Source organism: Allostigmatella hybrida (genome assembly GCF_020103775.1).
Classification (GTDB): Bacteria; Myxococcota; Myxococcia; order Myxococcales; family Myxococcaceae; genus Hyalangium; species Hyalangium aurantiaca.
Window position 1 is genome coordinate 1,263,152 of the sequence record NZ_JAHXBH010000001.1, and the last position, 26,767, is coordinate 1,289,918.

At 69.4% G+C, this 26,767-nt stretch carries 22 protein-coding genes; 10 read left to right on the forward strand and 12 right to left on the reverse strand.

Annotated features, from left to right (window positions below; genetic code table 11):
• Positions 1-99 precede the first annotated feature (99 nt).
• Positions 100-1,437 (forward strand): cytochrome P450, encoded by a 1,338-nt coding sequence (locus KY661_RS05120; protein ID WP_225409113.1) that lies wholly within the window; start codon positions 100-102, stop codon positions 1,435-1,437.
• On the opposite strand, the gene KY661_RS05125 is transcribed toward KY661_RS05120, so the two are convergent.
• Positions 1,422-1,718 (reverse strand): hypothetical protein, encoded by a 297-nt coding sequence (locus KY661_RS05125; protein WP_225409114.1) that lies wholly within the window; start codon positions 1,716-1,718, stop codon positions 1,422-1,424. The genes KY661_RS05120 and KY661_RS05125 overlap by 16 nt on opposite strands.
• Before the next feature lie 257 nt (positions 1,719-1,975).
• Here KY661_RS05125 and KY661_RS05130 point away from each other — a divergent pair, with 257 nt between their 5' ends.
• Positions 1,976-2,254, forward strand: coding sequence for a hypothetical protein (locus KY661_RS05130; RefSeq protein ID WP_225409115.1), 279 nt, complete (start codon positions 1,976-1,978; stop codon positions 2,252-2,254).
• 52 nt (positions 2,255-2,306) lie between these two features.
• On the opposite strand, the gene KY661_RS05135 is transcribed toward KY661_RS05130, so the two are convergent.
• The 4 genes from KY661_RS05135 to KY661_RS05150 all read right to left on the reverse strand — a co-directional run bounded on the left by KY661_RS05135 (position 2,307) and on the right by KY661_RS05150 (position 7,452).
• Entirely contained in the window at positions 2,307-4,382 is a 2,076-nt protein-coding gene (locus KY661_RS05135; RefSeq protein WP_225409116.1) for a response regulator, read from the reverse strand.
• A 314-nt stretch (positions 4,383-4,696) separates the two neighbouring features.
• The gene (locus tag KY661_RS05140; protein ID WP_225409117.1) at positions 4,697-5,569 is read right to left on the reverse strand and encodes a hypothetical protein; all 873 of its coding nucleotides are present in this window, start codon (positions 5,567-5,569) and stop codon (positions 4,697-4,699) included.
• Between the two features lie 72 nt (positions 5,570-5,641).
• Entirely contained in the window at positions 5,642-6,655 is a 1,014-nt protein-coding gene (locus KY661_RS05145; protein WP_225409118.1) for a hypothetical protein, read from the reverse strand.
• 149 nt (positions 6,656-6,804) lie between these two features.
• Positions 6,805-7,452, reverse strand: coding sequence for a hypothetical protein (locus KY661_RS05150; RefSeq protein WP_225409119.1), 648 nt, complete (start codon positions 7,450-7,452; stop codon positions 6,805-6,807).
• 237 nt (positions 7,453-7,689) lie between these two features.
• On the opposite strand from KY661_RS05150, the gene KY661_RS05155 reads away from it, so the two are divergent.
• Both KY661_RS05155 and KY661_RS05160 read left to right on the forward strand, forming a co-directional pair.
• Complete coding sequence (locus tag KY661_RS05155; RefSeq protein ID WP_225409120.1) at positions 7,690-8,574, forward strand: MbnP family copper-binding protein; 885 nt, start codon at positions 7,690-7,692, stop codon at positions 8,572-8,574.
• 21 nt (positions 8,575-8,595) lie between these two features.
• Complete coding sequence (locus KY661_RS05160) at positions 8,596-9,735, forward strand: methanobactin export MATE transporter MbnM (RefSeq protein WP_225409121.1); 1,140 nt, start codon at positions 8,596-8,598, stop codon at positions 9,733-9,735.
• Positions 9,736-9,741: 6 nt separating this feature from the next.
• Here KY661_RS05160 and KY661_RS05165 read toward each other — a convergent pair whose 3' ends face one another.
• The 3 genes from KY661_RS05165 to KY661_RS05175 all read right to left on the reverse strand — a co-directional run bounded on the left by KY661_RS05165 (position 9,742) and on the right by KY661_RS05175 (position 12,825).
• A complete protein-coding gene (locus KY661_RS05165) occupies positions 9,742-10,833 on the reverse strand; it encodes a cytochrome-c peroxidase (protein ID WP_225409122.1) in 1,092 nt (363 codons plus the stop codon).
• Positions 10,827-11,945: an ABC transporter C-terminal domain-containing protein gene (locus KY661_RS05170; protein ID WP_225409123.1), complete on the reverse strand. Its 1,119-nt coding sequence runs from the start codon at positions 11,943-11,945 to the stop codon at positions 10,827-10,829. The genes KY661_RS05165 and KY661_RS05170 overlap by 7 nt, the downstream gene beginning before the upstream one ends.
• Positions 11,946-12,093: 148 nt before the next feature.
• Positions 12,094-12,825 (reverse strand): superoxide dismutase, encoded by a 732-nt coding sequence (locus KY661_RS05175; RefSeq protein ID WP_263436626.1) that lies wholly within the window; start codon positions 12,823-12,825, stop codon positions 12,094-12,096.
• Positions 12,826-13,032: 207 nt separating this feature from the next.
• Here KY661_RS05175 and KY661_RS05180 point away from each other — a divergent pair, with 207 nt between their 5' ends.
• The 4 genes from KY661_RS05180 to KY661_RS05195 all read left to right on the forward strand — a co-directional run bounded on the left by KY661_RS05180 (position 13,033) and on the right by KY661_RS05195 (position 16,206).
• The gene (locus KY661_RS05180) at positions 13,033-13,476 is read left to right on the forward strand and encodes an organic hydroperoxide resistance protein (protein ID WP_225409125.1); all 444 of its coding nucleotides are present in this window, start codon (positions 13,033-13,035) and stop codon (positions 13,474-13,476) included.
• Between the two features lie 51 nt (positions 13,477-13,527).
• Positions 13,528-14,004, forward strand: coding sequence for a MarR family winged helix-turn-helix transcriptional regulator (locus KY661_RS37190; protein ID WP_263436627.1), 477 nt, complete (start codon positions 13,528-13,530; stop codon positions 14,002-14,004).
• 273 nt (positions 14,005-14,277) lie between these two features.
• Complete coding sequence (locus KY661_RS05190) at positions 14,278-15,627, forward strand: AHH domain-containing protein (protein WP_225409126.1); 1,350 nt, start codon at positions 14,278-14,280, stop codon at positions 15,625-15,627.
• Between the two features lie 15 nt (positions 15,628-15,642).
• A complete protein-coding gene (locus KY661_RS05195) occupies positions 15,643-16,206 on the forward strand; it encodes an imm11 family protein (RefSeq protein WP_225409127.1) in 564 nt (187 codons plus the stop codon).
• Positions 16,207-16,218: 12 nt separating this feature from the next.
• On the opposite strand, the gene KY661_RS05200 is transcribed toward KY661_RS05195, so the two are convergent.
• A complete protein-coding gene (locus KY661_RS05200; protein ID WP_225409128.1) occupies positions 16,219-16,704 on the reverse strand; it encodes a SixA phosphatase family protein in 486 nt (161 codons plus the stop codon).
• A gap of 95 nt (positions 16,705-16,799) precedes the next feature.
• On the opposite strand from KY661_RS05200, the gene KY661_RS05205 reads away from it, so the two are divergent.
• Positions 16,800-19,499 (forward strand): M1 family metallopeptidase, encoded by a 2,700-nt coding sequence (locus KY661_RS05205; protein ID WP_225409129.1) that lies wholly within the window; start codon positions 16,800-16,802, stop codon positions 19,497-19,499.
• A 9-nt stretch (positions 19,500-19,508) separates the two neighbouring features.
• Here the strand turns inward: KY661_RS05205 and KY661_RS05210 are convergent, their stop codons facing one another.
• Positions 19,509-20,507 carry an aldo/keto reductase gene (locus KY661_RS05210; protein WP_225409130.1) on the reverse strand — a complete coding sequence of 333 codons (999 nt, stop codon included), beginning with the start codon at positions 20,505-20,507 and terminating at the stop codon, positions 19,509-19,511.
• A 94-nt stretch (positions 20,508-20,601) separates the two neighbouring features.
• Between KY661_RS05210 and KY661_RS05215 the strand changes: the two genes are divergently transcribed.
• Entirely contained in the window at positions 20,602-22,215 is a 1,614-nt protein-coding gene (locus KY661_RS05215) for a M28 family metallopeptidase (RefSeq protein WP_225409131.1), read from the forward strand.
• A gap of 11 nt (positions 22,216-22,226) precedes the next feature.
• On the opposite strand, the gene KY661_RS05220 is transcribed toward KY661_RS05215, so the two are convergent.
• Positions 22,227-22,901, reverse strand: coding sequence for an SOUL family heme-binding protein (locus KY661_RS05220; protein ID WP_225409132.1), 675 nt, complete (start codon positions 22,899-22,901; stop codon positions 22,227-22,229).
• Positions 22,902-23,050: 149 nt separating this feature from the next.
• Positions 23,051-26,512 carry a CARDB domain-containing protein gene (locus KY661_RS05225; RefSeq protein WP_225409133.1) on the reverse strand — a complete coding sequence of 1,154 codons (3,462 nt, stop codon included), beginning with the start codon at positions 26,510-26,512 and terminating at the stop codon, positions 23,051-23,053.
• Between the last annotated feature and the right edge of the window lie 255 nt (positions 26,513-26,767).

Consider the following 26,767-nt stretch of genomic DNA (forward strand, 5'->3'; position numbering starts at 1 on the left):
CCGTTCATTCAATTCGGCGTGAGGGGTGACGCCGTGGGCGGATGTGTTGGGAAGCCGCCGCTATTTCAGGACAGACCTGGAAGACCATATCATCTGGACATGCCTAAGACCCAGCGACCCGCGCGTGCGGCTCCCGCCACGCCCACCCCCGTGCCCGCCTCACGGTGCCCTCACCTGGGCGATGCGTACAACCCCTTCAAGGGCCCGCACCTCCAGACGCCCTATCCGTTCTTCGCGCGGCTCCGGAAGGAGGCGCCCGTCAGCTTCAACTCCATGCTGGGCATGTGGCTCGTCAGCCGCCAGGAGGACATCAACGAGGTGCTCAACAACGCCCCGAGCTACTCCTCGGCCAGCATGCTCACCTCCGCCTCCGTGCTGACGGACGAGGCGCTCGCCATCCTGGGGCCGGGGCCCATCCTCCACGACAGCCCGCTCAACACGGATCCGCCGGCCCACACGCGGCTGCGCCGGCTGTTGCAGCGCGGCTTTCTGCCCGCGCGCATCGCCCGCCAGGAGGCCAGCACCCGGCAGCTCGCCAACACCCTCATCGACACGTTCATCCACAAGGGCCGGGTGGATCTCGTCAGCGAGTTCACCTACCCGTTCCCCATGCACGTCATCCTCAGCATGGTGGGCGTGCCCCACGAGGACATGGACCGCGTGAAGCGCTGGTGCGATGACCTCTTCGGGCTCATCTTCTCGCAGGTGCCTCCGGAGGCGCAGCCCGCCATGGCGCGCGGCATCGTCGAGTACCGGGACTACTGCGCGGACCTCATCGCGCAGCGGCGGCGCGAGCCCCGGGAGGATTTGACGAGCTACCTGGTGCACACCGAGCCGGGCGCGGACAGCCTGAACACCCCGGAACTCATCTCGCTGCTGGGCGGCTCGCTGATTGGCGCCGGGCACGAGGCCACCACGGCCCAGCTCGGGCTCATCCTGCTCAACCTGCTGGAGCAGCCCGAGCGCTGGCAGGCGCTGTGCGAGAACCCGTCGCTCATTCCCCGCGCGGTGGAGGAGTGCATCCGCCTGGAGTCCGCCTCCCACGGCATGGTGCGCACCGCAGTGGAGGACGTGCGGATCGGCGGGGTGATGCTGCCCAAGGGCTCCCGGTTGCTCCTGCTCTACAGCTCCGCGAACCACGACGAGGCCGGGCACGCGAATCCGGAGCAGTACGACTTGCACCGGCAGAACCTCCACCACCTGGGCTTCGGCCATGGGGTCCACTACTGCCTGGGCTCGCACCTGGCCCGGCTCGAGATGTGCGTCGCCATCGAGCTGTTCGTCCAGCGCCTGCCGGGACTTCGGCTGGTGGCCAACCAGGACGTGGGCTACCACCAGGAGCTGCTCATCCTGCGCAACATCACCCAGCTCCAGGTGGAGTGGCCCGTGGAGGCCCCCCCACCCGGTCCGGATGGCGCGGCTCAGTCCCCCGGATAGCTGGTCCAGTAGACGTCGGGCAGCGGGTTGGTGCCCCGGTCACTGCGCGGCCCATCCCCATCGGGGATGTCATCGATGCCGCCGCGGCTGGGGTCCTCCTCCTCGTCTTCGTCTTCGGCTTCGTCCTCGTCCGCGGCCTTCCGCGGGGCGTTCCCGGCGCCCTCGCCGGGGCTGGCCTCGCGGGGCCGGGCCTCGGGCTCCGAGGGACGGGGGCTGGTGGGACGTCCGAACATGTCCTCGGCTGGCTGGGTCCCGGGCTGCGGCTTCTCTTGAGTTGCCATGTGGAAATCCTCCGCACCCTCAAGGTCGGGGTGGCTTGGGCCCCCGGCAACTGGGCAGCGCTGACGGTCTGCCGAGCAGGCAGCCAGGGGAGGGCAAGCGAGCCGTCATCGAAATCTGAGAGCAAGCGACAACCTTTACAGGCGTGGTCCTGAAAATTCTTCTTGGCATGGCCCAAAAACCGCCAGAACTCACAGATTTCCCGGGAGCCGCGCCGGGCGCGTGGCTTGCAAACATGCAGGTGTCCTCGGAGCCGACCATGACCCGCGCACGACCCACCCTCACGCGGTACTACGACGTTGCCCTCGCGCCAGAGGCCTGGCGGGATGCGGGGTGCGTCACCGCGGATGACTTCCTCGTTTTACAGGATGTGATGAACCTGCTGGCCGTCGAAGGCACGCCGTACGAGCGCGGCCGGGGGCCCCACTCGGTGACGGTGGCCGGGCTGGAGGTCCACTACACGCGCGATGACGTGGCCCGGACCCTCACGCTGCACCGCGTGGTGCGGGCCCTCGAACAGCCCGGCTCGGCCTACTGAGTCAGGCCCGCGCTCTGGGGCGCCGCAGACCCAGGCCGGGCCGCCGCCCCGCTCAGGCGCCCTTGACGAGCAGGCGCGACACCCGGGCGAGCAGGGTGTGAATGGAGAAGGGCTTGGCCACGAAGTCCGCGGCCCCCTCTCCCAGCAGGCTGACCACGTCGCCATCCCGCACGCGCGCGGACAGCACCAGGGCACGTACCGTCGAGCCTTTCTCCTTCAGGGCGCGCAGCACGTCGATGCCCGAGCGCCGGGGCATGTGGACATCCAGCAGCAGCAGGTCCACCGGCGTCAGGCTGGGGTTCAGCAGCCGGTTCAGGGCCTCCTCGCCGTCCTCGGCGGTCTCCACCACGTAGCCCTCCTGCTCCAGCAGGCGCTGGAGCACCCGGCGCAGCGCCGGCTCGTCGTCCGCGACCAGGATGCGGCGGGAGCGCGAGGCGCCCGCGGCCCCGGGGTCGGTCCGGGCCTGGGAGGAGAGGGGGCGGGGGGTGGGGCTGGCCTCGTCCCGAGGGGGAAGCGGCGCATGCCGGGAGAGTCCCACTGGCGGCGGGGCACGCGGGGGCAGGGGCGGCAGGGTCTCCGGGCGGGAGAGGGGCGGCCGGGTCACCGGGGAGGACAACCCCGGGGGCGGCGAGGGCCGGAACGAGACGGAGGAGGGGCCCTCCACCCGGAGGGCGGCGCTCTGCCGCTCCAGGCTCTTGCCCACGTTGAGCTCGGCGGCCACGAGCAGCGCCTGGGCCCCGGTGCCAGGCTGGGCCCGGTTGTCGGCCACCCCCACCTGGGCATCGCCCAGGCCCGGAGGCGCCTGGAGGAAGGAGAGGGTGGCGCGGGCGTCCTCGCCCGGCCGCGTCAGCGCGAGCGTGCGCTCGTCCCAGCGCGCCAGCATGTCGCTGGGGCGCAGCCGCGTGCTCAGGCGCGAGGCGTGCTCGGAGGCGGCATCCGGCCGGGGAAAGCGGATCAGGGCCACGGAGACGGGCGCGGAGGTGCTCGCCTCCAGGTGCCGCGTGAGGGTGCGCACCAGGGAGTGGGCGTTGGCGAGCCCCGTGGTGGCCTCCTTCTCCAGCGAGGAGCGCAGCGAGGCGCGGCGCTGCAGGTGGGAGAGCAGCCGCACGCGCAGCTCGGAGGGCTGCACGGGCTTGAGCAGGTAGTCATCCACGCCGAGCTGGAAGGCGCGCACCCGCTCGGTGGCGGTGTCCCGCGACGTCTGGAAGACGATGGTGAGGTTGCGCCAGGCGGGCTCGCCCCGGAGCTGGGAGAGCAGCTCCAGGCCGTCCACCGAGGGCATGGCCACATCCAGCAGCAGCAGGTCCGGGTGGTGGCGCTGGAGGCTGGAGAAGAGGTTGCGCGCGTCGTTGAGCGTCACCACCTCCATGCCCGCGGCCTCCAGCACCGCCCGGGCGCTGGCCAGCACGGACGAGTCCTCGTCCACGGCCAGGACGCGGAAGCGCACGGGGGCCGAGCGCTGGAGCGAGGCGATCTCCCGGGCCAGCAGGGACGGGGGGGTGCCCAGCGCGAACACCGCATCCACGCCCTCCCGGCCCCCGGCGCGCGCCTCGGCGGCGGGCACCATCTGGATGAGCAGCGGCGGCGTGTTGAGCGTGCGCAGGGCCGAGCGCAGCGTGGGCATGAGGATGGGGCCCACCACGAGCCGCTCCGCGGGGCGCTCGGAGGTGAGCATCCGCAGCGCCTCGTCGTCCGAGGACGCCCCGAGGGTCTCCACGCCCAGCGCCTCCAGGGCGCGGGTGAGCTCGCCGGCCAGCAGCGAGTCCGTCAGCCGCAGCAGCACGCGGGGGCGCTGCGGGGGAGCGTGCGGCTGGTTCGGCGGCAGGGAGAAGGCATCCGCCAGGGATTGCAGCAGCCCCAGGATGTGGGGCGAGAACGGCGGCGCCTCCCCGTCGGCCAGGCGCTCCATCTCCCCCGCGATGCGGGCCACCTCGGAGAAGCCGAGCGAATCGGCGGTGAGACGCAGGGTGTGAGAGGACTGGGCGAGCTGGGCCGCGGCGCCCGGAGTCTGGGCCTTCCACGCATCGGCATGGCGGCGCAACTGGGCGAGCCGTTCGGGCGCGGTGGCGCGGAAGCCACTCCGGATGGTTGCCAGGGCTGTCTCGTCTGCGACACCGCGCTCAGGCATGAGGTTCCGGGGAAAAAAGGAAAGACGCGGGCCTGCACAGCACCCCATCCACCTTGGGTTTAACATGGCATGCGAGGAACTTCGCGGCCCGTCAAGAGAGATGAAGCCAGCCTGGCCGGCCCTCGCTCTGAAAGCCCCGGACTTCATGAAGACACGGATGCTTTTGTGTTCAGAGATAGAACAAGACGGCGGCGGGCCGCGGGCGGGCCCATGATTGGCATTGTCCGAAAGGGCGGGGTGACTTTGACCGCTTGCGTGCGCCCGTCCGGGCGCTGCCGCCCTCGGCGGGGGCAGGGCCCGGGGTGGGCTCCTCCTTACGGACAGCCGCTGCTGACCTCCAGCGCGTCATACGCCATCCACCCGTTGCGCTTGGTGCCCGTGGCGGCGATGACGTAGCCGTAGAGGAACTTCATCGTCCCGGACTGCTTGCGGTAGCGGCCCTCGCTGTCCTGCACCCAGAGCGGCACGTCGATCGACGGGGCGCCCCCATCGGTCGGCACGTCCAGGCGCTGGAACTTCGTGCCCGCGGGGAAGTGGTCCACCGCGGGGCCGCCCAGCCCGAAGCCCGGCACGTTGAAGGCCAGGTTGGCCGAGCGCTGGCCGTTGGCGCGCACCAGCGGCAGGTAGTCCCCCGCGCGCTCATGGACCGCATCGCTGTCGTAGACGACCTTCTTCAGCTCCAGCACGGGATCATGCGTGTTGCGGACCGCATAGCAGCCCAGCTTGTTCAGGCCCGCGCCCAGCGCCGAGACGTGGCCCACTTTGCTGGCGAAGGACTCCTGCCCCAGGATGCTGGAGAGCGGCATCCACCCGGCGCTCGAGTTCGAGGTGGAGACAGCGAAGGCGTGCGTCTCCCCGGCGAAGGTGCGCGTCTGGCCATGGTTGAAGGTGGCACGGGTCCGGTTGGAGGTGGCCACCACCTCGCCGTGGCCATTGCGCACGGGCACGCCCACCACCAGCCCCCAGGAGTCGTCATCGTCCGGGTCATTGGTGGCGACGCGGTTGCCGCCCGACACGCGCAGCTTGCAGTTGTAGGGGCTCGCCGTGCAGGCATCGCCGTTGACGCCGGCGTAGAGCGCCTGCGTGCCGGTAACGAGCACCTCCTCACCGTCGCCGGTGAGGACATCGCCCGCGCACGCAGAGGAGACCAGGGCGAGAGAACAGACCGTCAGGGATCGAAAGAGCATCCGGAATGAGAGGAACAAGTCTTCCGGGAAGTCAAGACTGTCCGTGAAGTCTCGTTTTCGTCTGGACGGCCGCTACTTCATTTGATCAATCCAGGCGCGGACGGATTCCATGCCGGTGGGGTCCACATGGTGGGTGCCCAGGGGCGGCATCTGGAGCGGGCCGCTGCGGTTGCCCATGCGCGTCAGCAGCGCGCTCTCCTGGGACTTGCCCGGCACGACGCGCTGGGGGCCCACCCCGGGGAGCACGGAGATGGAGGCGGCGTTGACCGAGGTGAGGTACGTGTCGGTCTTCTCCACGGCGTCGAGCTTGCCGGTGTCCAGGCGGAGCCGCAGGCCGCTGGTGCGGCCCATGGCCAGCGAGCCGCTGCTGTGGCAGGAGACGCCGCAGTTCATGTGGAGGTAGCCCAGGGCGGCCTGCTCCTGGGGGTTGCCGGGGATGCGGAAGTCCGCGGCGGGCGGGTGCGTGAGCAGCCCCTCCTGGACGAGCTGCCGCAGGGTGAGCCCTTCGGCCAGCTCGCCGGAGAGCGCCACGGCCTCGAAGCCGAGCACGGTGTCGCGCTTGCCGTTGTGGCACATGCCGCACTGGGCCTGGGAGGGGATGTCGTGGTGGTCCGTGCCGGGCACGTTGGACTCACCGTCCTTCAGCTCCATCGCCTCGGACTCGTCCTCGCTCCAGCGGTAGGTGGTCTTCACCCACCGTTTCTCGCCCTGCTTCCAGAGCAGCCGGGTCTCGATGCGGCGGCCCTTCCAGCGAAACTCCTTCCAGAGCTTCGTCCCCACGGGGAACACCCAGTCGTCCATGTTCGCGGTGTTCACCTTCGTGCCGGAGGGCAGGTAGATGAAGCGCGACTTGTCGAGCCCATCCGTCCACAGGCGGTGCGAGGGCGTGAAGCTCCTCACGCCGGGGGCCAGCGTCTTCGTGGTCCAGCCGTCTGGCGCGTACAGCCCCGTACAGGCCAGCTGGCGCGGATCACACGCCGGTGCCGCGGCCACGCCCGGGGCCTCGGGAGGTGTCTGCTCGGTGCACGCTCCGAGCAGGCCCGCGAGTCCACTGATGAGGAGCACCCTGTTCGCCCACTGCTTCATCCCTGCGTTCCTTCCAGGCCTCGCGAGCTGCGCGTTCGCGAGGGCCTTTTAACACGCCGTGTCCGGTGGCTTCCAGGCAGCCGGGCTGCGGGCCCCGGGCCGTGCCAGGAGGCCCGCCTGCCTGGCGAGTGCGGAGTTCACGCGGGGGCTCAGGGCTGGCGCGACAGCGCGATGGTGTTGCCCACGTTGGTGAGCGCCTGGGACGCGGCGTCGGCGGACGCCCAGTCCACGTCATTGAGCCAGCGGTCATAGGCGAGGGTGAAGCGCAGGCTCGCCTCGCGGTCGTCATCCGAGAGCGTGAGCGCCTCGAAGGGCAGCTCCGCGCTGGCCAGGCCCGCGCTCTCCAGCCGGAAGGGCCGCACGGTGGCGCCGTCGGCGGACGTCACCTGGCCCTCCAAGAGCAGCGTCTTGTTCAGCATGAGGGCGCCCTCGGGCATCTGCTCCGCGTCCGCGTCGGCGGGCCCCAGGACGAGCCGCACCCGGCAGTAGCTTCCCGGCGAAGGCTGCAGGGCCTGCATCTCCAGCACCTCGCCATCCGCCCGCTCCAGGCTGTCCACGTAAGGGGTGCCCATGCGCCGCGGATCCGTGACGGAGTGGGCATGCGCGGTGCCGAGGGGGGAGAGCCACTGCAACCACTTGCGGGCCCCCGTCACCGGGCAGGCGAAGATCTCCACGCTGTTCACGGTGACGTAGGCGCGGGTGAGGGTGATCTGCTCACCCCGGTTGTTGGTGAAGTGGCGCTGGGTGCCTACCCGCTGGACCTCCTGCGCGGGCTGGTGGGCGAGCCCCAAGTTCAAGTGCAATCCTTCCTCGCGCGCGCCGCAGCCAGCGAGGGGAATCAGGACAGAAATGAAAAGAGGGAGGCTGGATTTCATGGGTTCACAATTTAGTGACAGATCCGTGAAGGCCCCCCGTGGTGAATTGCCGCATCCCCGGCTCGGCGCACCGGGCCAGGTGTGACAACATGCCGCCTTCAGACGCGGGGGAGTTCCATGGTGAAAAGGGCCTCCTCCCCTCACCCCAAGGAGTCCTTCATGGCGTCCTCCCCCAGCCACCCGTTTGCCCTCGTGTCCCTGCTCGCTCTCGGAGCAATGGGGTGTGGCGACGATGAACCGGGGACGCCCGTGAAGCCCACCGTCGCCATCACGATTCCGTTCGAGGCGCGCGTGGGCAGCGAGCCGTTCGCCTGCGGCCAGCGCTACGCGGGGCTGGGGACGACGAAGACGGCGTATGACCCGCAGGACTTCCGGCTGTACGTCCACGACGTGCGGCTCGTCTCGGACACGGGGCAGGAGGTGCCCGTGGCGCTGACGCCGGACGGGCGGTGGCAGGCCGAGGGCGTGGCCCTGCTCGACTTCGCCGACAAGAAGGGGCTGTGCTCCAACGGCACGGCGGAGACGTACACCCAACTGGTGGGCACCGTGCCCGAGGGCACCTACCGGGGCCTGCGGTTCCGGCTGGGCGTGCCCTTCGCGCTGAACCACCAGGATGTCTCCACGGCGCCCGCGCCCTTCAATGATCCGATCCTCTTCTGGGGCTGGCGCACCGGCTACCTCTTCGTGCGCATCGACGGGCGCACCACGGGCCTGCCGGGCGGCTACTTCATGCACCTGGGCAGCACCGACTGCGCGCCGCCGCCCGCGGGGCAGACGTCGGGCACCGCCGGGTGCGACTTCCCCAACCGCCCGGACGTCTCGCTGGACACCTTCACGCCCGGCCAGGGCAAGGTGGTGGTGGATCTCGCGGCCCTGCTCGCGGACGCCAACCTGGACGTCAACGCGGAGGTGCCCAACACCTCGCTGGGCTGCATGTCCCAGAAGGAGGATCCCGACTGCACCCCCGTCTTCCACCGCATGGGGCTCTCCCTGGACAAGGGGACCCCGGCCCCGGCCTCCCAGTCCTTCATCCGGGCCGAATAGGTGAACGCCATGAGCACGCGCATGAACCGATGGCTGTGGCTGGTGCCGGCGCTGCTGAGCGTGGGCTGCGGGGAGGACAACGCCGCGGCCCCGGAGCCCGGCGAGGCGTATGACTGGCGGCTGCCCACGGGCTTTCCCAAGCCCCGGGTGCCCGCGGACAACCCGATGACGGCGGCGAAGGTGGAGCTGGGCCGGCGGCTCTTCTACGACACGCGCCTGTCCCTCAACGGCACCCAGTCATGTGGCTCCTGCCACGAGCAGGTCCTGGCCTTCACGGATGGGCGCGTCCACGCCGAGGGCAGCACGGGCGAGCTTCACCGCCGCAACGCGCAGGGGCTGGCCAACGTGGCCTATGCCACGAGCCTCACCTGGGCCAACCCCTCCCTTGGCACGCTGGAGCTCCAGGCGCTGACGCCCCTGTTCGGCACCGAGCCGGTGGAACTGGGGTTCGCGGGCAAGCAGGACGAGCTGCTCGCCCGCCTGGGCCAGGACGCGGACACCGCCGCCCGCTTCGCCGAGGCCTTCCCCCAAGAAGCCGAGCCGGTGTCCCTGGCCACGGTGACCCGCGCCCTGGCGTCCTTCCAGCGCGCGCTCATCTCCGGCAACTCGCCGTATGACAAGTACGTCTACGGCGGCCAGGTGGATGCCCTCTCGGCCTCGGCCAAGCGGGGGTTGGATCTCTTCATGTCCGAGCGCCTGGAGTGCAACCACTGCCACTCGGGCTTCAACTTCCTGGATGCCACGGTGACCGAGCTGACCCCCGCGCCCAGCCAGCCCTTCCACAACACTGGCCTCTACAACCTGGACGGGAAGGGCTCCTACCCGGCGGCGGATCCGGGCGTCATCGAGCTGACGGGCCAGTCGGAGGACATGGGGCGCTTCCGGGCCTCCTCGCTGCGCAACGTGGCCGTCACCGCGCCGTACATGCACGATGGCAGCATCGCGACGCTCTCCGAGGTGCTCGACCACTACGCCGCGGGCGGCAAGGCGCGCATGGGGCTTCCGCAGGGGGGCGCGTCCAGCCCGCTCCAGAGCGGCTTCGTGCGGGGCTTCACGCTGACGGCCCAGGAGCGGCAGGACGTGCTCGCGTTCCTGGAGTCCCTCACGGATCCGGAGTTCTTGAGCGATCCGCGCTTCTCGAACCCCTTCGCCACGCCCTGAGCGGGCCTACCGGGGCTCCGGCGGCCCCAGCGCGGGGTGGGTGAGGAAGGACGTGTCCGTCAGCGCCTCCAGGAAGGCGAGGAGGGCGGCCTTCTCACCCTCCTCCAGGCCAAGGCCCGGAGGGGCGCCGCCGCGCTGGAAGGCGGCGTCCAGCGTGGCGGACGGCACCATGCCGTGCCGGTAGTGCTCCAGCACCGCGTCCAGCGTGGCGAAGCGGCCATCGTGCATGTAGGGGGCGGTGAGGGCCACGTTGCGCAGGGTGGGCGTCTTGTAGAGGCCCGCGTCCTCGTCGCGCAGGGTGATGCGGCCCCGGCCCCGCGTCACGTCCTCGCCCGTGCCGAAGCGCGCGTCGAGCCCGTTGTTGTGGAACGCGTTGTCCGTGAAGAGCTCCGAGCCATGGCAGGGCGTGCAGTGCCGCTGCACGAGCGCGAAGCCCTCCTGCGCCAGGGGGCTCAGAGCCCCGCCCGGCTCCCCGCGCCGCCACCGGTCATAGGGCGAGTCCGCGGACACGAGCGTCCGCTGGAACTGGGCGAGCGCCTGGAGAAGGTGGCCCAGGGTCAGCCCGCCAGGGCCGAACGCATCCTCGAAGCGCTGGACGGCCTCGGGGTTCGCGGCCAGCCGCGCCATCAACGCGCCGAGATCCGCCTGGCCCATCTCATCCGGGTGGGTGAGCGGGGAGAGCGAGAGAGACTCCAGGTTCTTCAAGCCCCCATCCCAGAAGAGCGACTCCATCCAGGCGAGGTTGATGAGCGCCGGGGTGTGCCGCGCGAGGGGCTTGCCACTCACCCCCCGGAGGGTGAGGGGCGCATCGTCCGCGAAGGCCCGGGAAGGCGGATGGCAGGTGGCGCAGGAGACCTGCCCGTTGCTCGACAGCGCCGGTGAATAGAACAGCCAGCGCCCCAGGGAGATGCCCTCATCCGTGAGGGGATTGTCCTGGAGCGCCGGGATGGAATCGAAGCCCACGGGCAGCGCCCGGGGCGGGGCTTCCCCTTCCGGCGGAGCGGGGGCCAGAGGCCCGGACGCTCCGCCACACGCTCCCAGCAGGACGGCCCACAGGAGCCCCGTGGCCATCCGCCAGTGCGTGCCAGGGGCTACCACTGGAGGGCGTTCTCCGCGGACACGATCGAGAACATGTTCTTGAAGCCGTCGGACAGCGTCTCGCGCGGGGCCGCGTGCGCGGCGCCGATGGTGGGCATCGCCGAGGGGCTGAGCGTCTCGAAGAGCTTGGACACCTCCGCGTTCAGGGCCACCTTCAGGTGCTTCTGCGCGTTCACGGTGACGGGGCTGGGGAAGGCCAGCCGCGTGGTGCGGAAGTTGGAGTTGGTCCCGGTGTCCCACGCGAAGGTGCCGGTGCTGCCATCGGGGGCGGTGAACGTGCCCTTCGTCTTGGTGAAGATGTAGCTGGTGAACCACATCCAGGTGACCGAGGCCATGTTCTTGAACAGGTGCAGCTCTCCCGCCTGCCGGCTCAGGTTGTCGTTGTAGTACGGGTCCACGCCCACGCTGAACTCGATGCTGGTGTAGGTGCCGGCGGGCACGGGGATGGCGTTCACCTGCTCGCGGCGGTTGGCCGGGAGCGTGACGCGGGGGGCGGTGGGATCATTCGGCTGGGAGGCCTCCGCCACGTCCTGCTCCTGGATGTTCTCCATCAGGTAGTAGCTGGCGGGGATGGCCACCCCCGTGCCGTCCTCCCGGACGAACTTCACGTTGGAGAGCCAGTAGCGCAGCTCGGTGAAGGTGATCTTCTCGCCGCTCGCCAGGGTGTAGGACTGATCCAGCGCGAACGGCTGGCCGCCAAAGCGCAGCGCGGCGGTGAGCTGCACCTGGCCGGCGAAGTTCGCCATGCGGGCCTGGAGCGAGGCGATCTCCGCCTTCGCGGCGTCCAGCTTGACGAGCACCCCGTCCCAATCCTGGGTGTCCAGCAGCGCGCGCGCCTCGGCGAGCTCCTCCTGGAGCGTGCCGATCTGCGTGGTCAGCGCTTGCTTCTCACGCTCGGAGGCGGCGGCGTCCTTCGCGAGCTGGGCCTCCAGCGCGGCCACCGAGGCCTCCAGCTCCGAGATGCGCTGCTCGAACTGCTGACGCTCCTCGGCGGACAGGGTGGTGGGATCCGAAGCGTCATCCCCACAACCCGGAAGGGCGGCGAACGTCAGGGCCGCCAGGAGGAGTGCACGTCCAGAACGGAAGGGCGAAGCCATGAAAGGGAGTGTCATGGCCCGGCATTCTTCATCAGTTCGCCGCGAATGTCCCTGTGACGAATCGACGCGCCGTCCGCCAATCGAAGGATGTCGCGTGAACCGCTACTTCTGTGTCGCGCCACGGACGATAAGTTCAATCCGCCCGCAGCGCGCGGGGCCCGCGTTACTTCTTCTTCGCCGCGCGGGCTTCGTCGAACAGCCGGTTGGCCTCGTTCCAGTTGAGCACCTCCCACCAGCCGGAGAGGTACGCATCGCGCTTGTTGCGGTGCTTGAGGTAGTAGGCGTGCTCCCACACGTCATTGCCGATGACGGGCGTGCCCTTGAGCTCGGAGGCATCCATCAACGGGTTGTCCTGGTTGGGGGTGGAGCCCACCTGGAGCTTGTCGCCCGTCCAGACGAGCCAGGCCCAGCCGGAGCCGAACCGCTTGGCGCCCGCGTCGGCGAAGGCCTTCTTGAACTCGTCCATCGACTTGAAGTCCTTGTTGATCTGATCCGCGAGCGCCTTCGAGGGCGTGCCGCCCTTGCCCGGAGGCGCCATCAGCTTCCAGAACAGGGTGTGGTTGTAGTGGCCACCGGCGTTGTTGCGTACCGCCGCGTCGTAGCGGGAGACGTTGGCGAGGATCTTCTCCAGGGACTGGCCCGCGAGCGCCGAGTTGGCCGCGACCGCCTTGTTGAGGTTGTCCACGTAGGCCTTGTGGTGGCCGCCGTGGTGAATGCGCATGGTCTCCGCGTCGATGACGGGCTCCAGCGCCTCGTGGGCATAGGGCAGCGCCTCCAGGGTGAAGGGCCCGGTGGCGGCGGGCTTTGCCTCCGCGGCCGTGGCGGGCTTCGCCGCCGGAGGGGTCCCCTGGGCCAGGGCCGCGGAGCCGGTCAGCGCCGCGGTGAGGGTCGTCATGAGAATCAAGCGCACGGAAGAGCCTTTCGAATGGAAGTTGGGCGCAAGAGAGCGCGCTCGCCTGCGGAAATCGAGTGCAACCGGAGGCAGGTGATGGATGGCCAACGGCATCAAGTCCTGTGCGATTCGTTTGCGCGCGATTTAAATGCGCGCTATGTTGATTCCCGGGTGGCAATGACGCCACCGCCCGGATTGAAGGAGCACGCCATGAGCCAGTCCCCCACGATTCTCGAGAAGCGCCTCTACACCGCCACCGCCACCGCCATCGCGGGACGTGACGGACGCGTGAAGAGCGATGACGGCAACCTCGACGTCGCGGTCGTGCCCCCGCGCGCGCTGGGCGGCAATGGCGCGCCCGGAACCAACCCCGAGCAGCTCTTCGCCGCCGGGTACTCGGCGTGCTTCGGCAGCGCCCTGGGTCACGTCGCCCGCGCGCAGAAGATCACCACGGGCCCGGTCAGCATCACGGCCAACGTGACGATTGGCCCCGTGGGGCAGGGATTCGGCCTGGCGGTGGAGCTCATCGCCGACGTTCCCGAGCTTCCGCGCGAGCAGGCGGAGGCCCTGTTGCAGGCCGCCCACAAGGTCTGCCCGTACTCGAACGCGACGCGTGGCAACATCGTCGTCGACCTGCGGCTCAAGGGCCAGTAGGCCCTGGATGCCGTATTCTCCGGGCCCTGCTGGAGAAAGGAAGGTGCACGGATGACCGCCGCGAAGGACCCGCTCTTGTTGGAGCAGCAGCTCTGCTTCGCGCTGTACCGGGCCTCGCGGGCGATGATCCGTGCGTACGGGCCGCTGCTGGAGCCCCTGGGCGTCACCTATCCTCAGTACCTGGTGCTGCTCGCGCTGTGGGAGGAGGAGGGGATTCCCGTCAAGCGGCTGGGGGAGCAGCTCGTGCTCGACTCGGCCACGCTCACCCCCTTGCTCAAGCGCCTGGAGCAGCGGGGCATCGTCGAGCGGCGGCGGGATGGGCAGGACGAGCGGGTCGTCCGCATCTTCCTCACGGAGGGAGGGCGGGCCCTGCGCGCCCAGGCGAAACACATCCCGGGCCAGCTCGCGTGCCGTGCGGGCGTTGACGCGGCGTCCTCCCGCTCGATGGCGCAACTGGCGCGGCTGCGCGAGGAGCTGACCGCCCTCTCGAAGGTGCTGGAAGAGGGCGAGGCGGACGGTAAAGCCTAAGTAGGTAGCCACAAGTTCCGAGACGAATTCCGGACAAGGGAGTTGCGTCGACGCGGGCCTCGCGGTGCGCGTCCAGGCGGGCACCGTCGGACACGCGCCTCGTGGTGCTGGGGCTCGCGGTGAGCATCCAGGCCGGACACGTCGGACGCGGGCCTCGTGGTGAGCGCTGGGGCCTCGTGGTGAGCGTCCAGTCCGAGCACCACCCGGCATATCTTCCTCTCCCGTGTGGCGGCCCCCTAACCTGTTCCCCTTCTCACAGAAAAGGGGTGCCCCATGCTCTGGCGGATTCTCTGGCAGGCCGAAGCGCTGTTGCTGGCTGTGCTTGTGGGGTGCAGCGCCATTCAGCCAGCGATCCGGGTGGACACGGGAGCAGAGGGAGAAACCCTGAGCTACATCCCCCGTGCTGCCACGGTGGAGCCGGTGCAGGTGGCGCCGGAGCAAGTGACAGAGGCGATCCGGAAGCTGGCGCGCGAGGTGCGCCTGTCAGGCTCACCCCGGCAGACCGTGGAGCGCCTGTTTCAACTCGACGCGCTCTATGGGGATTACCTCCTCAGAGAGCGAAAGATCGTCCCTCTGGAGTCGTCCGGGATGCCCCTGGAAGGAGCGTTGACGGAGGAGGAGCAAAACCTCGTTAGCCGTTACAAGGCGTGGTGCCGGAGTGCCCATGGATTCGAGGGCGATTGCTTGGGGGGCGCGCTCGTGGGCGGCAAGTACCTGGACATGCAAGGCCGGTACATGCTCGCCATGGCCCTGAGCAAAAGTCCGGTGCTGGAGGAGTTCGAGAAGGCGCTGGGCGAGATGGTGAGCATGCGGGCCGTCCTGCAAGCCGCGATTGGGACGGTGGTAACGCTCCTTGTCCTGCTTGCGTTGCCCGAGCCGATCACCAAGTTTGTCGCCGCGTGGGCGACTACGGCGCTCGTGCTCTGGGTGGGTGCCAAGACGCTCTACAACCTCGTGGCGGGTTGGTTCCAGTTGATGGAAGAGGTGAAGGCCGCAGCCACCTTCGAGGAGATCCGCGACGCGGGCGAGAAGTTCGGCAAGCTGTTCTCGCGTGAAGCTGCGCAAGCGTTCGCCATGATCGTCATGGCGCTTCTGACGCACACGGCGAAGGGGTTCGCGGAGCAAGTGGCGACACTCCCCGGATCCGCTCAAGTGTCGATGCAGGCTGCGGGCCGCGAAGGGATCTTGTTGTCAGAGGTGGGCGCGGTGGAGTCCGTGGCTGTGACGGCCGAGGGCTTTAGCTTGGCTCTGGCATCGGGCGCGGTGGCGATGGCGGCGCGCGGTGGGCGCGGCGCCCGCACGGAGAAGCACCACATCGGGACCATCGCTAACAAGAAGTCCACCTTGCGTGGTGGCCCGTGGACACCTCGGCTTGAGGACCTTTACGCCAGGGCGGGGATGCGGATGAAGGACCGCGAGAACATCGTGCCTATCCCGGGGCACAAGGGGCCTCACCCGCAGCGCTACCATGAAATCGTCTACAGGCGCTTGCGGGAGGCACTTGGAGACTGTAGCAGCATCGCGGAATGCCGGGCTCGGTTCGTGCCCGCGCTGGATGAACTCGCCAAGCTGATCTCGATACCCGGAACGGAGTTGAACCGACTCGTTACCCTGGGAAAATGACGCTAGAACTTCCCCATGTCCCAACGCTTCTTCGACCTAGCCGACGACGTCTATGTCCCCAACCGCTGGCACTTGGCCACTCCCATCGACAGCCATGGCCGCAAAGTGTTCGACTGGGACTTCACGCGAGGAACGCCCGTGCATGTGGAGGGACGATTAAAAATCCCCTTCAAGATTGCGGGCAGGCCGCTGGACTTCTCCGAGGCGGGATTGGGCATTGCCGTCGTCCACGTCAAGGTGGCTTCCATGCTGGCGGAGCGTGCCCCCGGCGACGTGCAACTAATCCCGGCGGACATTGAGGGCCAACCGGATCAGTACCTAGTGCTCGTAGCAACGCGCCTCATCCGCTGCATCGACGAAGAGGCGTCCGAGGTGAGTTTCTGGACGCCAGAGCATGGAGTGCCCGACAAAGTCGGGCAATACATGGGCGTGGATCGCATGCGCATCGACAAGGTGAAGGTGGGGAACGCCAAGGTGTTCCGTCCCGAGGGGTGGTCGAGCACCCTGATTGTCTCCGAGGAGATCAAGGATGCCTTGGAACGCATGGGCGCCACGGGCACGAGATTCGAGGAGGTCTAATAGCCCAGGAGCTCAGGAGCGAGGCCGCCGCACGGTGCTGCCGGGGGCCGCGAACCACGAGAGGGTGAAGTGCTTCGGGGCCGGGTGGAGGGCCAGCACGGCGCCCTTGCGCATCTTCCCTGGCAACTCCTCATCGAGGGCCAGCTCTCCGGCGCGCTTCAGGCCCGGATTGTGGCCCACCAGGGCCCAGCCCGGCCCCACCTCGCGCGCCAGCTTCACGATGTGCTTGTGCGCGCGGGGGCCCGGCAACAGGGCCGGGTGCACTTCCACCTGCGAGAGGCCAAAGGCCTCGGCGAGGATCTCCGCGGTCTGGACGGTGCGCACCAGGGGGCTGGTGAGGACGCCGATCAGCGGGGTGAGCTGGGCGAGCTTGCGCGCGTGCTTGCGAAAGGCGGCGCGTCCTTCGGGCGTCAGGGCGCGGAACTCATCCCCCAGGCGGTGCTCCTCCTCGGCGATGGCGTGACGGACGAGCAGGAGCGGAAGGTCGTGTCCAGGCATGGATGGGGGCGTCCGTAGCCCCCGGGGGACAGGAAGGCAAGGCACAGCTTTGTCACGGACCTCGGCCGGCGTCCGCTGGGCTAACCTCCTCCCTCATGCCTCGGTCCTTCTGGTGGTGTCTCGTCGCGGTTGCGCTCGTGCGGTGTGCCCATGCCCCCCCCGCCGCTCCGGCCCCCGTGGCCACTGCGGTGGAGTGGCCCGAGCCCGCGCCCCCGGCGTTGCGCCTGCCCGGCACCGTGCGGCCGGTGCACTATGCGCTGGACCTGACGCTCCTTCCCGCGGAGCCCACCTACTCGGGCACCGTCACCATCGACGTGGAGGTCCGCGAGCCGGTCCGTCAGGTGTGGCTGCATGCCCAGGATCTCAAGGTGACGCAGGCCCGTGTCCTCCTGGGCGGGCGCACGCTGGAGGCCAAGGCCGTCACGGCGTCAGAGGGCCGCCTGGGCCTGTTGTTGCCCGAGCCCATCGGGCCCGGCGCATCCCAGCTCGTCCTGTCGTTCTCGGGCCGCGTGGACCGGGAGCGCAGCCAGGGGCTCTATGGGGTGGAGGAAGGGGGCGAGTCCTACCTCTATACGTTCTTCGAGCCCATCGACGCGCGCCGGGCGTTCCCGTGCTTCGACGAGCCGGGCTTCAAGGTGCCCTGGCGCCTGCGCCTCACGGTGAAGCAGGAGCACGTGGCGCTCGCCAACCACGCGGTGGTCTCCGAGGAGCCCCAGTCCGGGGGCCTCAAGCGCGTCACCTTCGCCGAGAGCCGCCCCATGCCCAGCTACCTCGTCGCCTTCGTGGTGGGGCCGTTCGACCTGGTGGAGGGCGCGCCCGTGGGCCGTGCGCAGGTGCCGCTGCGGTTCGTCGTCCCCAAGGGCCGGGGCGCCGAGACGGCCTATGCCGCCCAGGTCACCCCGCGCCTCGTCACGCTGCTGGAGGACTTCTTCGATGACACCTACCCGTACGAGAAGCTCGATGTGGCGGTGGTGCCGCGCTACTGGGGCACCATGGAGCACCCGGGCCTCGTCGCCCTGGGCCAGCCGCTCACGCTCATCCGGCCGGGGGAGGAGACGCCGGAGCGCCGGCAGGCCTACGCGAACATCGCCATCCACGAGCTGGGACACTACTGGTTTGGGAACGTCGTCACCTGCCAGTGGTGGGACGACATCTGGCTGAACGAGTCGCTGACCTCGTGGCTCGACCAGAAGATCACCGGCCAGTTCGAGCCCGCCTGGAGCTACGCGCTGGAGTCCCAGGCCGAGTCCACCGTGTTCGCGCTCCGGACCGACTCCCTCACCCACACGTCACCGGTGCGCAAGCCCATCGCCACCAACGATGACATCATCGGCTCCTTCGACAACGCGACGACCTATGCGAAGGGCGCCTCGCTGCTCAACATGCTGGGGGGATGGCTCGGCGAGGAGCGCCTGCGGGACGCGCTGCGCGCCCACGTGCGCCAGCACACCTGGGGGCTCACCACCTCGGATGACTTCCTCGCCACCCTGGGCAAGTCCCTGGGTGCGGAGGCGGCCCAGGTGTTCCGGGGCTATGTGGATCAGCCCGGCGTCCCCCGGATCTCCGCGGAGCTGAGCTGTCAGAAGGGGGCGGCCCCCCGGCTGAAGCTCGCCCAGGAGCGCTTCCTGCCCGCGGGCTCTCCGGGGACGGCCCCGCAGACGTGGACCGTGCCGGTGTGCGTGCGCGCGGGCACGGGCAAGGCGTCCTCCCGCGCCTGTGTGGTGTTGGCCGAGGCGGCCTCGGAGGTGGAGCTGCCGGTGCAGGGCTGCCCCACCTGGCTTCTGCTCAACGCGGGCGGGAGCGGCTACTACCGCGTGGGCTACTCGCGCGAGCAACTGGCCCGGTTGCTCGCGGTGCCCGCGGGGACGCTGTCCACCGCGGAGCGGCTGGCGCTGCTCTCCGACGTGGAGGCCGCCGTGTCCCGGGGGGACATGCCCCTGGGCGAGGCCCTGCGGCTCGTGCCCGCCACCGCCTCGGATCCGCAGCGCCTCATCCTCCAGGGCGGGAACCAGCTGCTCTCGGCCCTTCGCCAGGACTGGCTCTCCGGGCCGGAGCGCCAGCGCTTCAAGGCCTGGCTGCGGGAGCTCTACGGCCCGCGCGCCCGCGCGCTGGGATGGTTGCCCAAGCCGGGCGAGAGCGATGATGTGAAGCAGACGCGCGGGATGCTCCTCTTCCGCGCGGTGGTCAGTGGGGAAGACCCCGCGCTGAACGAGGAGGCGGGGCGCCTGGCCCGGGCCTGGCTGGCGGACCGCAAGCGCGTGCCCGCCGAGAGCGCCTACCTCGCGCTCTCCGTGGCCATGCGCCAGGGGGACCGGGCCCTCTTCCAGCAGGTGCTCGCCCAGGCGCGTGCCACGCAGGAGCCCGCCGAGCGGGCGCGGCTGCTCGGCGCGCTGGGGGGCCTCCAGGAGCCCGCGCTCTTGCAGGAGGCCTTCGCGCTCATCACCGGCACCGAGTTCGATGTGCGCGACACGGTGCACATCCTCATGCGGGCCTTCTTCACCCCGGAGACGCGCCCCCTGGCCTGGGCGTTCTACCAGCAGCACTTCGACGCGCTCGCGGCCAAGATGCGCTCCGACGAGCTGGGAGGGCTCATCAGCATCGTGGGGACCTTCTGCGACGAGACGCGGCAGGCCGAGGTGGAAGCCCTGCTGCGCCCCCGGGTGGCCCAGATCGAAGGAGGAACGCGCGTCCTCTCCCGCGAGCTGGAGTCCATCCGGCTGTGCATCGAGTCGAAGCGCCGCCACCAGCCCAGCGTGCTGGAGTTCCTCCGCACCTCCGGGAAGGCGCGGCGCTGAGCCGCGGGCTCACCGCTCGCTGTCGAGCTGATGCAGCTGGTGCTCGCCGTAGCGGGTGCCAGCGACCTCGGAGGGGGGCAGGGCCGCCTCGATGTCCTTCAGCTCCGAGGCGGACAGCTCGATGCCGAGGGCGCCCAGCGACTCGTCGAGCTGGACGCGCTTCCGGGCCCCGATGACGGGGACCATCGTCTGTCCCTTGGCGAGCACCCAGGCGATGGCGAGCTGGGTGGGGCTGACGTGCTTGTCCGCGGCCAGGGTCTTCAGCACGCCCACGAGCCGCTGGTTCTGCACGAGGTTCTCCCCCGAGAAGCGCGGCAGGTAGGCCCGGAAGTCGCCCTTGCCCGTGGTGCTGGAGCCGCTGAGCAGTCCCCGGGAGAGCACCCCGTAGGCCGTGACGCCGATGCCCAGCTCCGCGAGGACCGGGAAGATGGCCGCCTCCGGGCCCCGGCTCACCAGGGAGTATTCGATCTGGAGGTCGCTGATGGGGTGCACGGCCTGGGCCCGGCGGAGGGTGTCCGGGCCCACCTCGGACAGGCCGATGTAGCGGACGTAGCCCGCGGTCACCATGTCCCGGATGGCGCCGATCGTCTCCTCGATGGGCACCTGGGGATCCAGGCGCGCGGGCCGGTAGATGTCGATGTGATCCACGCCCAGCCGGTTCAGGCTGTAGGCCAGGAAGTTCTTCACCGCTGCGGGGCGGGCGTCATAGCCATTCCAGGAGGAATCAGGGCCCCGGAGGGCGCCAAACTTCACGGACAGCAAGGCCTTGTCGCGCCGGTCCTTGATCGCCCGGCCGATGAGCAGCTCGTTGTGCCCCATGCCGTAGAAGTCGCCCGTGTCGATGAGCGTGATGCCCCGGTCGAGGGCTTCATGAATCGTGGCGATGCTCTCGGTCTCATCCGACGGGCCGTACATGCCAGACATCCCCATGCACCCGAGCGCCATGGGAAAAACCTTCGGGCCGTGGGCCCCCAACTGCCGGGGCGTGATCTTGCTCTGTGTCGCCATGAATGATCTCCTGTGAAGCCAAGGCAACGTGAACGTACCGGGTTTCACCAGCAGGAAGGCACCGGTTCGTTCCATAGTTACCGGACGGAAATCCATGAGACTGCTCCAGGCCTGTGTCTGCTTGCTGCTGCTCCCCGTGCTGGGGCATGCGAAGGCGCCTTCGCCCGCGGCGACGCGGTGGTGGGCTCACGTGGAGACGCTGGCCAGCGACGCCATGGAGGGGCGGGACACGGGCAGCGAGGGCTATGACCGCGCCGCCGCGTACGTGGCGGCGAAGCTGGCCGAGGCGGGCGTCCAGCCCGGCGTGGGCACGGAGTTCCTTCAGGAGGTTCCCCTCCGGTCGCAGCGGCTGGTGCTGGAGCAGAGCCGGTTGTCGCTGGTCCGCGACGGAAAGGAGGAGCCGCTGGTCCTCGGCGAGGATCTGATCCTGAGCGCCTCCTCCAGCCGCTCAGGGCCCATGGAGGCGGGGCTCGTCTTCGTGGGCTACGGGCTGACCATCCCCGAGGCAGGCCATGATGACCTGGCCGGCCTGGAGCTCCAGGGCAAGGTGCTGGTCGTCCTGTCCGGGGGGACTCCGCCCGGGGTGGCGGGCAACCTCGCCGCCCACGCCAAGTCCCGGGAGGAGATCTCCAAGGCGTATGCCCGCGCGGGCGCGGTGGGCGTGCTGATGGTGCGCAATCCCCGGATCCAGGAGATGCCCTGGTCGCGGAGCGTGGGCACCATGCTGCACCCGGCGATGATGCTGGCCGAGCCCACCGCTCAGGACGCCCGGGACATTCCGCTGCTGGGCACCATCAACCCCGCGAGCGCGGACAAGCTGTTCGCGGGCAGTGGCCACACGTTCCAGGAACTGGTGGCGCTGGCGGACGCGGGCAAGCCCCTGCCGCGCTTCGCGCTGCCCGCCTCGGTCCGGGGACAGCTCACCCTGGAGCAGTCGCGGCTTCGCTCCTTCAACGTCGTGGGGCGGCTGCCGGGCAGTGATCCCCTGCTGGCCGGCGAGTGCGTGGTGCTCACGGCGCACCTGGACCATGTGGGGATCGGCCAGCCGGTGGACGGCGACAGCCTCTACAACGGGGCCATGGACAACGCCACGGGGGTGGCCGCGCTGCTGGAGCTGGCCCGGTCCTTTCAGGAGGGCAAGGGGCGCAAGCCGCGCCGGACAATCCTGTTCGTGGCCGTGACGGGGGAGGAGAAGGGCCTGCTGGGCTCGCGCTGGTTCGCCGAGCACCCTCCCGAGGGCACGGGGCGGATGGTGGCCAACGTGAACACGGACATGTTCCTGCCCCTGACGCCGCTCAAGCGGATCATCGCCTATGGCATGGAGGAGTCCTCGCTGAGCGTTCCCATGAAGGCCAGCGCCGCCCGCCTGGGCGTCAGCGTGCTGCCCGACCCCAACCCCGACGCGAACACGTTCGTGAGAAGCGACCAGTACAGCTTCATCCGCAAGGGCGTGCCCGCGCTGTCCCTCAAGTTCGGGTACCTCAAGGGCACGGCGGAGGAAGCCCTCTTCAAGGAGTGGCGCATGAAGCGCTACCACGCGCCTGCGGATGATCTCTCCCAGCCCATGGACCGCGAGGCCGCCGTGCGCTTCGTGAAGCTCCTGGCGGACCTCACGAAGCGGATCGCCGATGCCCCCGAGCCTCCCCGCTGGAACAGCGGCAGCTTCTTCCGCCGCTTCGAGCCGCCCGCCCCGGCTCCGCCCCGCTGAGGCCAGAGGCCTCAGTGCACGGCCGCCAGCCGGACCTCGACGAGGATCTCGTTCTTCCGGAGGAAGGCCGGCATGAACGGTGAGTTGTACTGGGCGAGGATGGGCTCACCCACCGGATGGAGCCGCTGACGGTGCAGGCGCTCCAGCAGCTCGGCCGTCCAGGCTTTCACGGCCTCCTCGGTGGCCCGGCCGGAGAAGCGCAGCGCGGCCATCCGCTTGGGCGCGACCGCTTCGAGCCGGATGCGTGAGTCGATGGGAACCGGCAGGGACTCCAGCGTGAACTCCGACGGCATCACGAACGTCATCCGCCACGCCTCGTCCTGGCGCTGGAAGAAGACGGGAGCGGTCATCTCCAGGCGCTGCGCCTCCGGGGTCCAGTACCGGTGTTGAAGGACTTCCGGCGCGGCCGGGTCGAAGGACTCCTTCTTCAGGTTGCTCCCGAAGACGTAGCCCGCCAGCCGGTGGAAGCCCTCCTCCACGCTGGGGGCGAAGGCGCCCTCCACCTCGGTCGCCGCCACGGCCAGGGAGGGGTACTGCCGCAGCTCCACGCCGTCCTGCTCGCCGAGGGACTCGAAGACAGGCTGCTCGGCCGCTCGCTCGGAGAGTACCCGTTTGCCAGCCCAGGCCAGGACTCCCGCGAGCGCCGCCCCTGTCCCGAACACCCAGGCCTGCCTTTGTCGGTTCATGAGAGAGGAATAAGGATGGCGCCGGACGGGAACCAGGGGCGGGCCCCCGTGGCTGCCTGCTCCCGGGGGGCCCGGGCTCCCGCACGAAAAAGGGGCTGCCCCTGGAGAGGGACAGCCCCGGTGCTTCACTTCAGGAACGGAGGGCTAACCTACCAGTTGTTGCCCGCGCCCTTGGTGACGGTGAAGGCGCCACCGGCCTGATTGGCGAACTTCCCGGAGGGCGCGTTGTTCACCGTGACGTTGGTGAAGCTGGCGCCGCCCTGGGCCGTCGAGAGGACCTGCACACCGTAGGTCGTCGGGTTGTTGATGGTGACGTTCTCGAACGCCACGTTGGTGAAGGAGCCACCGTTGCTCTGGATGCTGATGCCCTGGTAGGTCGGATCCACGATGTCCACGTTCTTGATGGTGATGCCGTTCGTGGGGGTCTGGTCCGCGCGCAGCCAGATGGAGCCGAACTGCTGGCCGTTCCAGTAGGTGCCGCCGGTGCGCACCAGCGTCAGGCCGTCGATCGTCACGGACTCCATGGGGAACGGGTTGAACTCGGAGCTGATGGTCAGGCCCGGGTACGTCATCACATCGTAGGCGATGCTGTTCTCGATGCGGTTGCCCCGGCCGCCGTACACGGCGTACGCGGCGGCGCGCCACACGAGCTGCACGGTGCAGTTGCGGATGACGTTGTTGATGTTCGGCTGCGGGTAGAGGTCTCTCGCGGACCAGATGGCGAAGGCGTCATCGCCGGTGTTCCGGGCGTGCGAGTTCTCGATGATGCTGTCCTTGTTGCCGTTGCAGAGGTTGACGCCGTCCGCGCCGGTGTTGCGGATGCGCACGTTGCTGATGCGCAGGTTGGTCGACTCCGAGGGGCCGCCCACCCAGTAGCCGCAGTGCACGTGCTCAATCCACATGTTCTCGATGACGGTGTTCTTGAAGGCCGAGTTGACCCAGGCCTTGCCGCCCTGCGTGCGCAGACCGTCCGTGGCGCCGAAGATGGCGAAGTCGCGGAACTTCGCGTTGTCCCCGGTGATGATGAAGCCCGTCTGGCCCCAGCCGGCATCCTCCGCCAGGCTGGCGTTGTAGAGCCGCGTGTGCCACAGGCCCGCGCCCTGGATGGTGACGCCCTTGACCTGGATCTTGTTGGTCTGGTCATACACGCCCGGCGGCAGGTAGACGCCGGAGAACCGGCCCGCCTCGACCGCCCAGATGGCCTGGCTGATGGCGTTGTCGTCCGGCTTGCCGTCGTTCGGGATGGCCGGCTCCCAGCCGTTGCCCGCCTGGGTGACGTCCACGTACCCGGCCGGCTTGGGGAGGGGGGCCGCCACCAGCTCCAGGTCGACGAAGTCGATGGCGTAGTACGGCGAGGTGTCCCCCGAGTCCTTCTGCAGGCGCACCGTGGCCCCGGCGGGGATGGTGGTGTTCAGCAGCTTGCTGGACTCGTCGTAGATGCGGCGCGGCGGGCCCGCGGAGGGGTTGTTGTACTGGGTGGCGTCATCGCCGTAGACCCACGCCTCCTTGGAGGAGAGGTTCAGCGTGCCCAGCTTGCTGCCGTTGACGTAGAGGCTCAGCGTGGCCTGGATGCCGCCACCGCCGGCCGCGTCGGGCATGCTGTTGCGCACGACGATGGAGTTGGCCGCCGCCGAGGTGGTCCACTCCACGTACTCGCCCGTCGCGTCGAGCACGACCGCCTTGCGGCCGGAGGCCTCACCCGCGATGGTGCCCAGCAGGCGGCCGGGGCCCTGGACGGTGCCGTTGGTGCGCCCGCTCTCCGCCTCGTACTGCAGCCAGGGCACATTGGCGCCACGGCCCACGTACAGGCTCGACGACTGGGTGTTGTTGCTCTCCACCGCCTCGTTGATGGCGTTGGCGGGGTCCGCCGTCGCCACGAAGGTGTGGCTGCCGTTGACGGCCGTCCACGTGCCGCTGAAGGTGACCGCGGCGGAAGCGCCCGCGGCCAGGAACGAGGGGGTGGCCCCCGTCAGCGTCGTGCTCCCATCGATGACGAGCCGGAGCGCCACGGAGTTGCCCGGCGTCGCGTTCAGGCCCTGGTTGGCCACGTTCACCGTGAAGCGCACGGCGGTGCCCGCCGAGGGCGTGCTGGGGCTCCACGAGATGGACTGGACCACGAGGTCCGGCCCCGGGCTCTGGGACACCGTGAGGTTCTTGGTGAGGCTGTTGTTGGCGTCGCTGAACTCGGCGATGGTGTTGTCCGGATCCACGACGGCCGTCACCGGGTAGGTGCCGAAGGCGGTGGACCAGGTGGAGTTGGCCGTCAGCGTGGCGCTCGCGCCGGCCGCCACGGAGGTGCTCGCGGGCAGCGTGGAGGTGGCGATCTCCTGGCCGCCCACGCGGAAGGAGACCTTGTGCACGCCGCTGGGGCTCGCCGCGGTGCCCGCGTTCTTCACCACCGCCTTGAAGGTGATGGCCTCGCCCTGCTGGGGCGGGGTGCTCGCCGAGGACCACTGGATGTCCGTCACCGACAGGTCCGGCTTCTGGGCGGTGGTGGGGGCCAGGGACAGCGCGTCCAGGTTGATGTTCGCCCCGTCACCGGCGTCGTACTGGTACGCCACCTGGTTGGCGCCGGCGTTGAGGTAGGCCACCTCGGTCTTGGTGAGCCAGGTGTCCCAGTTGCCCGTGGTGGGCAGGATGCTCTGGCCCAGCTTCGCGCCGTTCACATAGTAGGAGATGTTGGACTCGGCGAAGCCGTTGCCGTAGCGCAGGCCCAGGTCATACCAGCCCGCGCTGGCCACCGAGATGTTGAAGCGGGTGCTGGCGCCCACGGCCCAGTACCCCTCCACGAAGCCCGAGCCCGTGTAGCCGGCGTGGTTGGTGGTGATGGTGGCCCCGCCGCTCAGCGTGGCGGACTCCGCCTCGTACCGGTTGCCGCCCTGCGAGGCGGGCACGTAGGTGGCGGAGATCGTCGTGGCCGACGCGGCCGTCCGGTAGGTGGTGGAGGCCGCGTTGATGTTGCCGAAGTTCGCCGCCACGCCGCCCGTCCAGGCGCTGAACACCTGGCCCGAGGGGGGCGCCGCCGCGGTGATGTTCACCACGGTGTTGGCCGCGTAGGCACCGCTGCCCGTGCCGTTGTTGACGGTCAGCGCGTAGGTGGCCGAGCCCGCCGTGGGCGAGCCGATGACCTGGAACTCCGCCACCTGGGCGCCGGTGGAGCCCGTGTTGGAGTTGAACTGGAGCCGCACCTCGCTCACGGTGGCCGTGACGGGGATCGTCACCTGGTTGCCCGTGGCGGGGTTGAAGGTGTAGTTGGCCGCGCCCACGAGCGTGGAGAAGGTGCCGGTGCTCGCGTTGTGGCCCAGCACGGTGATGTTCTGGGTGCGGGTGGCCCAGATGCTGTCCGGGTTGAGCTGCAGCACGACGGACTTGATGTCGTGGTTGCTGCCCAGGTTCACCGTCAAGAGATTGGGATAGGCATTGGGGGCGCCCTCCCAGTACGTACCACGGTTCCCGTCATTCGCGTGGGTGGCGTAATAGACCTGCGTATAGGAGGAGGCGGTGATGCTCTTGCCCTGCGCGACGTTCGCGTCGGCGCCGGCCAGCACCTGGCCCATCTCCTGGGGCGTCTGCGATTGGGGCTCGCAAGCGCTGAAAATCACTTGGGACATGAGCAGCGCGACAGCGCCGCCAGTCCTTTGCCAATGGGGGACGTTCCGTAATTTCACTCTGGCCTCCGGGGGATGCAGCGGTTCACAAACGGTCTGGCGAGGCCTGGCGTGCCCTGGGACGCGCCGCCTCTCGCCTTGCGCGGACAGAGGCATAAAGCGGTTAAATCGGGTCACGGGCTTTTTTGAGGGGTATCCCTTCTCGCTGGGAGAGCCTGTTTTTGACGCCCAGCGTCATGGGGGCGAGCGGGTGTAGCC